Source organism: Micromonospora sp. NPDC047670 (assembly GCF_043204915.1).
Lineage (GTDB): Bacteria > Actinomycetota > Actinomycetes > Mycobacteriales > Micromonosporaceae > Micromonospora.
This window is the reverse complement of the sequence record NZ_JBIDDA010000022.1, coordinates 1-11,919: the sequence shown is the minus strand read 5'-3', so window position 1 is coordinate 11,919 and position 11,919 is coordinate 1. Positions and strand designations below refer to the sequence as shown.

12 protein-coding genes and 2 pseudogenes are annotated in these 11,919 nt (G+C 71.5%); 11 read left to right on the top strand and 3 right to left on the bottom strand.

Annotation, left to right across the window (positions count from 1 at the left end):
• Positions 1 to 29: 29 nt before the first annotated feature.
• On the top strand, positions 30 to 416 hold the full coding sequence (locus tag ACGF7U_RS30315; protein WP_393112524.1) for a hypothetical protein: 387 nt from the start codon (positions 30 to 32) through the stop codon (positions 414 to 416).
• Between the two features lie 218 nt (positions 417 to 634).
• Here ACGF7U_RS30315 and ACGF7U_RS30310 read toward each other — a convergent pair whose 3' ends face one another.
• Positions 635 to 1,561: a LysR family transcriptional regulator gene (locus tag ACGF7U_RS30310; protein WP_393112522.1), complete on the bottom strand. Its 927-nt coding sequence runs from the start codon at positions 1,559 to 1,561 to the stop codon at positions 635 to 637.
• 230 nt (positions 1,562 to 1,791) lie between these two features.
• Between ACGF7U_RS30310 and ACGF7U_RS30305 the strand changes: the two genes are divergently transcribed.
• The 5 genes from ACGF7U_RS30305 to ACGF7U_RS30285 all read left to right on the top strand — a co-directional run bounded on the left by ACGF7U_RS30305 (position 1,792) and on the right by ACGF7U_RS30285 (position 6,008).
• Positions 1,792 to 2,760, top strand: coding sequence for a YeiH family protein (locus ACGF7U_RS30305; protein ID WP_393112520.1), 969 nt, complete (start codon positions 1,792 to 1,794; stop codon positions 2,758 to 2,760).
• 169 nt (positions 2,761 to 2,929) lie between these two features.
• Positions 2,930 to 3,757, top strand: coding sequence for a DUF72 domain-containing protein (locus tag ACGF7U_RS30300; RefSeq protein WP_393112627.1), 828 nt, complete (start codon positions 2,930 to 2,932; stop codon positions 3,755 to 3,757).
• 76 nt (positions 3,758 to 3,833) lie between these two features.
• Positions 3,834 to 5,099, top strand: a complete 1,266-nt coding sequence (locus ACGF7U_RS30295) for an MFS transporter (protein WP_393112518.1) — start codon at positions 3,834 to 3,836, stop codon at positions 5,097 to 5,099.
• 583 nt (positions 5,100 to 5,682) lie between these two features.
• The gene (locus ACGF7U_RS30290; protein WP_393112516.1) at positions 5,683 to 5,889 is read left to right on the top strand and encodes an alcohol dehydrogenase catalytic domain-containing protein; all 207 of its coding nucleotides are present in this window, start codon (positions 5,683 to 5,685) and stop codon (positions 5,887 to 5,889) included.
• Positions 5,886 to 6,008, top strand: coding sequence for a hypothetical protein (locus ACGF7U_RS30285; protein WP_393112514.1), 123 nt, complete (start codon positions 5,886 to 5,888; stop codon positions 6,006 to 6,008). The genes ACGF7U_RS30290 and ACGF7U_RS30285 overlap by 4 nt, the downstream gene beginning before the upstream one ends.
• 9 nt (positions 6,009 to 6,017) lie before the next feature.
• Here ACGF7U_RS30285 and ACGF7U_RS30280 read toward each other — a convergent pair whose 3' ends face one another.
• Positions 6,018 to 6,497: a hypothetical protein gene (locus tag ACGF7U_RS30280; protein WP_393112631.1), complete on the bottom strand. Its 480-nt coding sequence runs from the start codon at positions 6,495 to 6,497 to the stop codon at positions 6,018 to 6,020.
• Positions 6,498 to 6,632: 135 nt separating this feature from the next.
• On the opposite strand from ACGF7U_RS30280, the pseudogene ACGF7U_RS30275 reads away from it, so the two are divergent.
• The 3 genes and pseudogenes from ACGF7U_RS30275 to ACGF7U_RS30265 all read left to right on the top strand — a co-directional run.
• Positions 6,633 to 6,858, top strand: a pseudogene (locus ACGF7U_RS30275) (transposase family protein); the annotation flags it as partial.
• A pseudogene (locus tag ACGF7U_RS30270) lies at positions 6,836 to 6,940 on the top strand (XRE family transcriptional regulator); the annotation flags it as partial. The pseudogenes ACGF7U_RS30275 and ACGF7U_RS30270, both read left to right, overlap by 23 nt.
• Before the next feature lie 35 nt (positions 6,941 to 6,975).
• Positions 6,976 to 7,515, top strand: coding sequence for a hypothetical protein (locus tag ACGF7U_RS30265; RefSeq protein ID WP_393112512.1), 540 nt, complete (start codon positions 6,976 to 6,978; stop codon positions 7,513 to 7,515).
• A 539-nt stretch (positions 7,516 to 8,054) separates the two neighbouring features.
• On the opposite strand, the gene ACGF7U_RS30260 is transcribed toward ACGF7U_RS30265, so the two are convergent.
• Positions 8,055 to 9,137 (bottom strand): LacI family DNA-binding transcriptional regulator, encoded by a 1,083-nt coding sequence (locus tag ACGF7U_RS30260; protein ID WP_393112510.1) that lies wholly within the window; start codon positions 9,135 to 9,137, stop codon positions 8,055 to 8,057.
• A 53-nt stretch (positions 9,138 to 9,190) separates the two neighbouring features.
• Here ACGF7U_RS30260 and ACGF7U_RS30255 point away from each other — a divergent pair, with 53 nt between their 5' ends.
• Both ACGF7U_RS30255 and ACGF7U_RS30250 read left to right on the top strand, forming a co-directional pair.
• On the top strand, positions 9,191 to 10,459 hold the full coding sequence (locus tag ACGF7U_RS30255; protein WP_393112508.1) for an MFS transporter: 1,269 nt from the start codon (positions 9,191 to 9,193) through the stop codon (positions 10,457 to 10,459).
• A 134-nt stretch (positions 10,460 to 10,593) separates the two neighbouring features.
• Complete coding sequence (locus ACGF7U_RS30250) at positions 10,594 to 11,463, top strand: PH domain-containing protein (RefSeq protein ID WP_393112506.1); 870 nt, start codon at positions 10,594 to 10,596, stop codon at positions 11,461 to 11,463.
• The last annotated feature ends 456 nt before the right edge of the window (positions 11,464 to 11,919 follow it).

Sequence of the window (11,919 nt, the reverse complement as noted above, 5' to 3'; positions counted from 1 at the left end):
TCATCGTCCATCCAGAGGAGACGTCACACATGCGATCTCGGTTGCTCTCCATCGCGTCCGCGCTGGCGCTCGTCACGAGCGGCTCGGTGCTGGCGCTGATGCCCGCGAGCCCGGCCAGCGCGCACTGCAGCGGCCACGGCACCCACCCGGATCTGTACAGCGGGGGCGCCATCTCGTTCGGGAACGGGACCAACATCCGCGCCTACCCGCACGTCGACTGCGGCAGTCGCGGACTCGGATACCCGAGCCAGGGGATCGACGTCCACTGCGCCACCTACACCAACGCGCTCTGGATCTTCCTCCGCAACACCACCACCGGAGTCAACGGGTGGTCCCGGCTGGACGCCCTCAACGTCTCGCAGCCCACCACCATCGCCGACTGCTCGAGCGCGGTCGCCACGCACCGGCTGGCCTGAGCGCCGCGGCCGACGTCGGGCGGCGCGCGACCTACCGTCAGCGATCCGGGACCGGGCTGAAGGTATCCGCGCGCCGCCGGACCCGGCCTCCCCCACGGACGTCGGGTCGCCGTCGCGAAAGACCGCCGTCCGCCGGGGGCGCCACCGCCACGGGGGGCTGCTCGCCGCAGCCGGTGACACCCTGCGCCGCGGCAGCGGCACCGACCTCGGCGGCCGGGCTACCGCGCGGATCCGTCCGGTCCCCGACGCGGGCGAGCCGCGATGGCGAGGAGGTCCCGGGCCGGTCCCGTAGGCCGTTGACCCGCCGGCCAGACCGCGCGGAGCGGGCGGCTGAGATCCACGCCGGCCACCGGGACCCGCACGAGACGGCCGGCGGCCAACTCGTCGTCGATCGCCAGGTTGCTCAGGACGGCGGGGCCGGCGCCGGCGGCCACCGCCGCTCGCATCGCGCTGGTGGTGGACAGTTCCAGCAGCGGCGGGGCGAGCGGCGCGTGTGCGCGCAGCGCCGTTTCCAGGGCGTGCCGGGTGCCGGAGTTGGGCTCCCGCTGCACCAGGCGGGTCGCGGCGAGTTCGGCGGCCTCGATCGGCCGGCGCCGCCGCGCCCACCGATGGCCGGGATGGGTCACGACGGTGAGTTCGTCGTGGGCGACGACGCGTGAGTCCAGCCCGGGGGCCACCTGCGGCCCCTCCACGAAGCCGAGGTCCGCCGCGCCGCCACCGACAGCCCGTGCGACGTCCGTGGAGTTCATCGCGTGCAGGCTGACCGCCGTCTGCGGTCGCTGTGCGGCGAGCCGGACGAGCCATGTCGGCAGCAGGTGCTCCGCCACGGTGAGGCTTGCGGCGACCCGCAGCCGCACGTCCCGCTCGGCGCGCAACGAGCGGATGCCGGCGTCGAGTGTCGCCGCCGCCCGCAGCACGTCGCGTGCCCAGTCGGCCACCAGCCGGCCCTCGGACGTCAGCGTGGACCCGCGCGGACCCCGCTCGATCAGCGGGAAACCGACGAGCCGCTCCATGGTGCGGACCCGGGCCGTGACCGCCGGCTGTCCGATCCCGCGTGCCTGTGCCGCCCGGCCGAGACTTCCGGTGGCATCGACGAGCAGCAACAGCTCGAGCGCGTCCAGGTCCGGAACTCGCGACAAATCCACGCCAACACCCTACGCCGACCCATCAGCCGCCCTGATGACCCCATCACCCGGAGCCACCTAGTGGGCCGACCGCCACTGCTGCACTGTCAAGGGGATCTCACCTCTCGGGAGGCACCGTGGTCAACGGAGACCGGAACAGGCCCACCCTGGCCGTACGCGACGCTCACCGCCGGCACGAGGGCGCTCGACCGCGGCAACCCGGGTCACGACCGCGCCGGGCAGCGAGCGCCATGCCCGGGCTGCTCCTGGTCGCGACGGCCACGGCGGTGGCGTTCGCCGTGACGCGCGTCCTGCCGGCCGTGCCCGCCTCCACGGTCGCCGTGGCGCTGGGGATGCTCGTGGTGAATCTCGGCGCGCACCGGCCGGCGCTGCGTCCCGGCACCCGGGTGGCCTCCCGGCACCTGCTGCAGCTCGCGGTGGTGCTCCTCGGCCTACAGCTGAGCCTCGGCCACCTCGCGCAGATCGGCGTCGCGGGCCTCGCCGTGGTGGTCGGCACGGTCGTGGTCACGTTCACCGGGACCCGGCTGCTCGGGCGGCTGCTCGGGGTCTCCCGCGCCCGCTCGCTGCTGGTCGCCACCGGCTTCTCCATCTGCGGCGCCTCGGCGATCGCGGCGATGGAGAAGGTGACGGACCACCACGACGACGACGCCCCCGCAGCGGTGGCGCTGGTCACGCTGTGCGGCAGCCTCGGCATCGTCCTGCTGCCGCTGCTACGCGGGCCGCTGGACCTGGACCCGGTCGCGTTCGGCGAATGGGTCGGCGCCAGCGTCCACGACATCGGGCAGACGGTCGCCACCGCCAACCAGGTGCCCGGCGCGCTCCACACGGCCGTCACGGTGAAGCTGGCCCGGGTCGCGCTCCTCGCGCCCCTCGTGGCCACGGTGGCCCTCGCCGCGCGCCGGGCCGCGGGAGGGGTGTCCGACGCACCGCACCGCCGGCCGCCGGCGGTGCCGCCGTTCCTCGTCGGGTTCCTCGTCGCGGTCGCCCTCGCCAGCACCCCGCTGATCCCGGACCGGCCGGCAGCCGCCGCGCGTCACGTGCAACATGTCCTACTCGTCGCCGCGCTCTTCGGGCTCGGCACCGGCATCCACCTGCCCACCCTCCGGCGCACCGGCGGCCGCACCCTGGCCCTGGGGATGGCCAGCTGGCTCCTGGTGGCCGGCACCGCCTACGTTGGCGTGCGGCTCCTCGGCGACTGACGGCCGCGCCATCGGCGTCACTCCCCCGACAACACGTGGTCCGCACGGCCGTCGTCTCCTGCCTTCGGCACGGCCGGCCCCGGCCGGCTACCGTACTCGGGGCTCGGCTCGCCCCGAGCCGGGCGGAGCGGGGTGGGAGGTTCCGATGCGCCTGCACGTGGGGTGCGCCATGTGGACGCACAAGTCCTGGCAGGGGCGCTTCCTGCCGCACCCGCTGCCCGCCCACGAGCGGCTGCGCGCCTACGCCGAATGGTGCACCGCCGTCGAGGGGAACACCACCTTCTACGCGACCCCGGGGCGGGAGACGGTGGCGTCGTGGGCCCGGCAGACCGACCCGGACTTCCGGTTCGTGCTCAAGCTGCCGAAGGTCGTCACGCACGAACGCCGGCTCACCGGCGCCGACGAGGACCTGCGGGTGTTCCTCGACGCGATCGAGCCCCTCGGCCCACGGACGCACGCCCTCTGGATCCAGTTGCCCGGCTCGTTCAACCCCACCGACGTACCCTCGCTCGCCCGCTTCCTGCGCGGGCTCCCCGCCGACCACCGCTACGCCGTGGAGGTCCGCCACCCCGCGTTCTTCGACGACCCCCGGGCGGTGCGGACGTTGGAGGACACGCTCGACACGGTCGGCGCGGAGTGGATCCCCTTCGACACCACCGCCTTCTTCCGCACCCCGCCGACCAGCGACGCGGAGCGGGAGGCGTGGACCAGGAAGCCGCGTACGCCGCTGCGCACGCGGGCGTTGACCGATCGGCCGATCGTCCGGTACCTCGGCCGCGACGACCCCGCGCGGACCGTCGAGGGCTGGCAACCGTGGCTCGACGTGGTGACCACCTGGCTGCGCGAGGGCCGCACGCCGACGATGTTCGTGCACACGCCGGACAACGCCGACGCGCCCGAACTCGCCCGCGGGTTCCACGACGAGGTGCGGGCGCGCCTGCCGGGCGTCGAGCCGTTGCCCGAGCCGACCCCGGTCGGGCCATCGACGCTGTTCTGAGCGGCCGCTGCCGCGCACGGACCAGGGCCCGTAACCCGGTCGGCGGAAGCCGCGGCCGCTGGTAGGTTCGCTCGCCGTGACGGCAATCAGGAGCGAACGACTCGGCAGGCGCTTCACCTGGCTCCTGGCGGCCAGCACCACGTCGGCGTTGGGCAGCGGGATGGCCACGGTGGCGGCGCCGCTGTACGTGGCGTCGCGGACCGACGACCCGTTGGTCGTGTCGGCGGGCGCGGCGGTGGCGTGGCTGCCGTGGCTGCTGTTCTCGCTGCCCGGCGGGGTCCTCGCCGACCGGGTCGACCGGCGTCGGCTGATGATCGCCATCGACTGGGTGCGGGTGGCCGCCCTGCTGGTGCTGGCCGGCGCGATCGTCACCGGCGTGGCCGGGGTGGCGCTGCTGTACGCCGTGCTGTTCGTGGTGAACGCCGGTGAGGTGGTGTTCCGCACGGCCGCCCAGGCGGTGCTGCCGGCGGTGGTGCCCCGGTCGCGGCTGGAGCGGGCCAACGGCTGGCTGGGCGCGGGCACCACGGTCATGCACAACATGGTCGCCGGGCCGCTCGGCGGGTTCCTCTTCGTGGTGGCCGCCGCCATCCCGTTCGCCGTCAACGCCGGCACGTACGCCCTCAGCGCCGTCCTCGTCGGCCTGATGGCCGGGTCGTACCGCGGATCGCCGGAGCCGGGCGGACGCCGCTCGGTACGCGCGGAGGTCGCCGAGGGGTTCCGCTGGCTGCTCTCCCAGCGGCTGCTGCGCACCATGACCCTGCTGATCGGGCTGCTCAACCTCACCCTCACCGCGGCCCTCGCGGTGCTGGTGCTGCTCGCCACGCAACGGCTGGGCCTCGGCTCGGTCGGCTACGGCGCCCTCTTCACCTGCCTCGCGGTCGGTGGGCTGCTCGGCTCGGCCGTCGGGGACCGGCTCGTCGCCGCGGTCACCGCGACGTGGACCATCCGGATCGGCCTGCTGGTGGAGGCGGGGCTGCACCTGGCGCTGGCCGCCTCCCGCAGCGCGGTGGTCGTCGGGGTCGCGCTGTTCGCCTTCGGGGTGCACAGCGCGTTGTGGAACATCGTCGCCAACTCGCTGCGGCAGCGGTTGACCCCGGCCGCGTTGCAGGGCCGGGTGGGCAGCACGAACCTGTTCATAGCCGCCGGCGGCAACTGCCTCGGCGCGCTGCTCGGCGGGGTGGTCGCCACCCGGTTCGGGCTGACCGCGCCCTACTGGGTGGGGCTCGTGGTCGCCCTCGCGGTGATCGCGGCGACCTGGCGGGTCTTCGACCGGGCCACGGTCGCCGCCGCGTACGCCGATCCCACCCCGGCGGCCCCGCAGACTCCCGCCACCGTCGTCTGAGCAGAGCCGATGCCTCGCTCTCCGCGCCGCCGTTTGTCCGCAGCGCGGGGACCCGACCGCACCGCGCCGATCGCGGGGGCGGCTTCGCCGGGTACGCCGCGATCCCGCCCTACCGCAGCCGGTTCACCGAGTGGCACGAGTTCGCGCCGGACATGGTCGCCGACTCCCGCGCCAGTGCGGCCCGCTACGGCGGGACCCGGTCTTCATAAGATCGCTGCGGAGCTGTGCGCGGCCAGCCCGGAGTTCGCCGAGCTGTAGGCGCGGTCGAACGTCCGTTCTCGCTCCCAGGGCATCAAGGCGGTCACCCACCCCACGCGCCGGGGATCTCACGTTCGACCACTCGCTCTTCCGGCTGCCGGATCGGGCGGACCTCAACGTGGTGCTGCACACTCCCCACCCCGACACCGCCACCGGACAGAAGGTGGCAAGCCTGGTGGCGGCACACCCCGGATAAGCTGACACTGCCTCGACAGCGCCCGGGTGCGCACGCTGGGATCATGAAGGCAATCACGATTCCCGCATTTGGCAGCGTCGACGTTCTGCGTCTCGACCAGGTCGAGACTCCCGAGCCCGGCCGGGATAGGTGTCCATCGCCGTGGCCCACGCGGGCGCGAACTTCGCCGAGGTGCTCTACCGGCAAGGGTTGGTGGACGTTCCGCTGCCGTTCGTACCCGGCATCGAGGTCTCCGGCCACATCCGGGCGCTCGGCGAGGGCGTGGAAGGATTGTGCGTCGGGCAGCCGGTCGCCGCCCTGACGATGTGCACAGCGGTGGCTACGCGCAGGTGGTGACGACCTCCGCGGACCTGGTGGCATCGCTGGATGGTCACGACCTGGACCTACGGCTCGCGGCGGCGCTGCCGTCCAACAGCACCACGGCGTTGCTGGCCGCCGGTCAGGGGGTGAGCTGATCCACCAGCTCAGCCCTTCCTGCGCTTGGCATAGACCAGCTGGTGTTCCCAGCCCCGATTGGATATCAACCTGACTCCGTCTGTGTGCCACCACATGAGGACGCAGAGCAGGAACGCGGCAATCCCGAGACCGGCCGGTATGAAGGACAGCTCGACCCACAGCGGCGTGACGTAGGGCCTGTTGTCCGGAGGCGGACGGTCGAACTGGACAAACACGAAGATGGCAGCGGCGGTGAGGAGGATGCTGGGCACCGCCGCGGTCAGCCATACCCCGCGCGCCCATCTCGTGCCTGCGGCATTGCGGACCCGAACGCGCAAGCGCGTACCGCATTCGCCGCAGCTCAGCTCCGACACGCTGGTGCCATGAGCCGGCCTACGGACCGGAATGGGAAAGGTAACGTAGGTGTGAATCGTCTTGTTGCCCAGACGCTCCACGCGTACCCGATGACCCAGTCGCTTGCTCGGGTAATCGCCGACTGCGCCGCGCATCTCACCTCCGACGTGCAGAGGTACGAGCATACTGCGAGCGCTGGTTTCACGGCGTCAGTGATCTGGTCACGGCTGTTTCAAGATCATAGAGCGCTTAGATGGGCCTGGTCACGGTGGGCGTGGGGAAGAGTCTGTCGACGTAGGAGGAGGCTCCCGGTAGGCCGGTGGCGGCGCCTCGACGCCGGCCGGCATGCACCACTCGCCCTGGCCCATCTGGTAACGGTGACCCCATCACCCGTCGGCCTGCGGCTTCGCGGTCAGCGGCACGGCCGCCTGGCGGTACGTCCGAGAGGCCATCGACCTGCTCGCCGCGCACGCCGAGGACCTGAACGCGGCCATACGGCGCATCGCCCGGCTCGCTCGCGAAAACCGAAGTCGGGCGCCAGCATCCGTACCGCACCTTCTGGGAACGCTGCGATGAGGTCCTGCGTACCGGCGGTGTTCCCGTGCCTCTGGCGAGTGGTGGCTCGCCCGGGCGTTGACCCTGGCGCAGGAGGCTGGCGACGCGGAGTTCGCCGCCTACGTGTTCGGCCGTATGGCGCAACGCGCGGCTAACGCCGTCGACTGCGATCGCGTGCTCGGACTTGCCCGCGCGGCTGGACGCAGCGGCAGTGGCGGGGCACAGGTGCAAGCCTTCGCGGCGGTACAACGCGCGCACGGCCACGCCATCGCTGGCGACACCTGCGCATTCCAGGCCGCAGTCGACGACGCTCAACAACTCGTCGCCGCGGATGGCCTCGCGCCCGGCGAACCGGCGGCCCACGTCGACGACCTCGCCGTCCCGGGCGAACGCAGCCACCAGTGCGTCGAGGTCCTCGTCGTTGACAGCCTCGACGACGCGGCGATGGGCCCGAGGAGTTGGTCCCCGGCGACCCCGGCGACCGGGCCGGAGGCCGCCGGGGTGACCGGTGGCGGTCATGACGATGCCGCTGATCTTCCAGGCACCGCTGGCCCGGAGCAGGTCGAACCGGTAGGTGCCGCAAACACCGCGGGATCGCCGCCGTTGAGGCTGGTGTAGTCCACCCGCACCGCGTCGGCGCACACGGCTTTGCCTCGGGCAGCGCGGGCTCGACGAGAATCCTGGAGCGGTTGCCGTGGCCGGCAGCTTCCTGCACGACTTCTTGCAGCTTCTCCGGGCGCCACTCGGCGGGCCCTCATGATCGGCACCTTGTTTGACGCCATCGCGGGAGCGGTCTGCTGCTTTCCGTGTGGGTCGCCGCGCTGTGCCTGGCAGGCAGCAGAATGCGGAGAAGCCGTAGTGGAGCGAAACGCCACCCACCGCTGCGACTCGACCCGGCCCCGACCGAACAGCACCTGCCGCACGCTCTCACGGCCGATGGACCACCAAACGGGACCCGGTCATGCTGGTGCCGCCGCACGACAGTGCGCAGATTTGTCGATGTGCGGACGCATTAGTTTCGCGCTCACGATTATTGGCCGAGCGTGCTCCTACGCCACGCCGAAACCATGGCCCAGGTGGGCAGCGAGGAGTTCGTCGTGCTGCTCGGTTGTGACGACGACGGCTCGAACGCGGCGCGAAGCTGGCCTCGCCACCGGTTAGGTGAGGGCGCTGGTGGACCCGCGGATCACCAGCCTGGTGGGCAGGATCGTCTCCGCCCGCCCCGCTGGTTTCAGCAGCTGTTCGGCCGCCGCACGCCCCTTGTCGTAGTGCGGCTGGTGCACGGTGGTCAGTGCGGGGGTGGCCCAGGCTGCTGTTGGTGCGTCGTCGAACCCGACGACCGAGAGCTGCTCCGGCACGGCGATGCTCCGCTCGGCCGCGGCCAGCAGGGCGCCGAGCGCGAGCTCGTCACTGGCGGCCAGCAACGCCGTCGGCCTGCTGGGGCCGTCGAGCAGCGTGCCGGCGGCTCGGTAGCCGGCCTCTCGGCTGTACGGTCCGCACTCGACCACTGGCACATCGGCCCAGTCGATCCCGGTCGCGGTCAGCTCGTCGCGGTAGCCCGCGAGCCGCTGCCGGATGACATGGAACCGGGCGCTGCGCTGTCGCATCGCGTCGGCCGGCCCTGACCGGCCGTCCGCCTGTAGTGGGAGCGCGAGGACGGCGATGCGCCGATGCCCGAGGTCGATCAGATGCCGGGCCGCCGCTGCGGCACCGGCCCGGTCGTCGATCCCGACATGCCCCGCGCCGGTCCGCGCCGGTCCGTCCACCACGACCACCGGTAGCCGCCGCCCGATCGCTGCGTCTACGCGAGTGTCGCCGTCGAGGTCGCAGTGCAGGACGAAGCCGTCCACGACCGCCCGCTGAACGAAGTCGTCGCTGCTACCCCGCGGGATGAGGACCAGGCCGACACCGGCCTGCTCGCATACGTCGCCCAGCCCGGTGACGAAGAGCGCCTCCGCTGGGTCGACGAGAGCGAAGGTCAGCGGGTCGTCGAAGACCAGCCCGATTGCACCGGCCCGGCGCCGGCTGAAGGTGGCCGCGATCGGATCCGGCCCCGGGTAGCCCAGCTGCGCCGCCTCGCTCAGGATCCGCTCCCGCAGTTGCGCGCTGAGCTGGTCCGGCCGGTTGTACGCGTTCGACACCGTCGCCTTAGAGACCTGTAACGCCCGCGCCACGTCGGCCAGGGTGAGGCCCCGGCCCGGGCGCCCTCCTCCGGTGCGCTTCCGCTCGGCATCGGTCATGCGACGATGGTAACGTCTGAACTAGTTAAGACTGAACCAGTTCAGAGGATGGTATGGCGATGCGTTTCCGGTCCCCGTACGCGGCGGTCGCGGTCGCGTTCCTCCTGTGCGGTCTGATCTTCAGCACCTCCATGGCGCGATTGCCGGCCCTTCAGGACGGGCTCGCACTCAGTGATGGAGAGCTGGCGGTGGCCTTGGTGGGGCTCAATGGCGGCGCGGTGGTAGGTCTCCAGGCCGGTGCGGTGCTCTGCCGCCGTCTTGGTAGCAGGACAACGCTGCGGTCGGCGTTGCCGGCATTCGCGCTGCTCTTGATCCCGATGGCGCTGGCACCCACGATGCCGGCGCTGGTCGCCACGTTCGCCGCCTCCGCGGCCGTCAACGGTGTGATCGATGTGGCGATCAACGCCAATGGTGTGGCGGTCGAGCGGCGATACCGGCGGGTGGTGCTCTCCCGGCTCCACGCCATGCTGACCTTGGGTGGCATCGTCGGTGCCGCCGCAGGCGCGACCGCAGCCCATTTCGGCGTGGGCGTGGAGTCGCATTTCACGGTGACGGCCGTGGTGGGGGCGGTCGCCGCGTCATTGTCGACCCGAGGCCTAGCGCGGGACGAGAACGCGGGCGAGACGCCGGTCGAGGTCGCGAGGAAGAGGTCTGGCGAGGCGGCCAGCGCAACCACGGCCCGACAAACCACCATGTCTATCCCCTCTGCCCACCACTTGCCCGCGCCGAGCCGCGCCGACTGGGTCCTCGGCTTCGGTGGCCTCGCCTTCTGCGTGATGCTCGCGGAAGGCAGTGCCAACGACTGGACCGCCGTCTACCTGCACGATCTCGGCGGCAGCGACGCCCTCGCCGCCAGCGGTGTCGCGATCTTCCTCACCGCCATGACAGTCGGGCGACTCGTAGGCGACCACATCCGCCAGCGGATCGCCGCCGCCCCGCTCGTCCGCGGCGCCGCTCTGCTCGCGGCCACCGGTCTGGGTACAGCCCTCCTGATCGGCCATCCCGTCGCCGGACTGGCCGGTTTCGCCCTGCTGGGACTCGGCCTCTCGGTGACGCTCCCCGTTATCCTCGGCGAGGCCGCCCACCGGGCGGCCGGTAACGACGAGTCTCCGGCGGCGACAGTCGCCCGAGTCTCTACCGTCGCCTACCTGGGCAGCTTCCTTGGCCCCGGCCTGATCGGCACCCTGGCCATTGTCACGAGTCTGGAGACAGCCCTCCTTCTGCCCGCTGCCTCCGCCGCCGTGACCGCTCTCGGCGCCGGGCTGCTCGCGCCCCGACGCCAGTCCACGAAACCGGTCGTCACCCACGAGCCCTGCAGCTAGGCAGTGTCTCGAAGTGCCTGTAGCCTGCGCGCCCACCTCGCCCGACACGCCGCATGGAAGCTCGCCGCCGGCCATGCTCGACAAGCTCATCGAGATCCAGCGATGGCGCCATGACCGGCCATCATGACTCATCTATGCGAAAAGCCGCCTCAATCGGGTTCGATCCACCGACGCTCAGCGCCCTGACCAGGGGTCAGACGCCGTTTCTGGACCTGATGACGCACCTCTTACCAGCATTCCGTGTTGAGCGGCGCCAGGATACTGTGGTCACCGTGACGAACACGCAATTTCGGCGCGTGTACCGCAATTCGGGGCACGAGGTGTGGTTCGTGCTGGTCCCCGCGATGCTCGTCGGGGTGCTCCTGGTCGTCCGATTCGCGAGCTACGACGACGTACCGGTTATCGCCCCGATCGGGGTCGCCCTCGTGTTTGCCGCGGTGGTCGGCTACGCCATCCGGTCCGTCTATCGGACTGCCACTATCGCCGACGACGCACACGTGACGATCGTGGGTTTGACCGGCACACGTCAGATCGCGTGGCGGGACGTGCAGGGCATCGAGATCGAACTGCGCCGAACCCGGCCGCCGATGCAGGTGGCCGTGGTGTACGACGCCGCAGGTGGCAAGCGCGACCTGCCACACGTAAATGACCACAGCCTCGTAACGGCCCTGCCCGCCGAGGTCGACCAACTGCGCCGGATCTGGGAGCTGCGCCGGGGCGCGGACTGGAAGCTCGCCGCGCCCGCCGCCGCCCAGATCGCATACGACCGCCGGTATCCGACGCCGGCGTGGGCGATCGGCCTGGTCGGCGGGTTTGCCGGGTTGGTCGTGGGCGTCGCCCTGTTCTTCATCCTGCTGGCCAGCAGCGCCTACGCCGACAGCGACGGGTTCGCCTCGACGTATCTGAGCCCCTTCGTGCTGTCGGGCGGGCTGCCGGTCGCGGGGGCTGTGCTGACCGGGGTCGCCGTCGCGGTCCGCCGCCGGCGGGACCACCCGTCGCGGTAAGTCATCTTCCAGCAATCCCACCAGGTTGCGAACCGGGCCGTCTGGATGAACTCGCGTCCGACCGGTTGCGCCCACGACGTCGGCGATGGGCATGCCGGCAGTCCATGGAGGAGCGTCGCGTTTCCCCAGGTCAGGATCACGAGCCAATCGCCATTGCTCCCAATCTGCTTCCAATCCAAGGGGCAAGACGGCGAAAGCCCTTACCGGTGGTTCCGGTAACGGGCTTCCGACCTGCATCCATCTATGGTGGGCGATACTGGGGGTTGAACCAGTGACCTCTTCGGTGTGAACCATGCATCGATCACGGCCGGCCGCACGTCCCGCCCGGCAGCGCGTTCTCTCTCTCTCTCTCTCTCTCTCTCCCCGTTACCTTTTTGATCGTCCCCAGCCGGGGACCCTCGGTCGCCCGGCCCGGTATGACTTACTGCCCCTGTCGTACGGATGATCCGGGGGGTG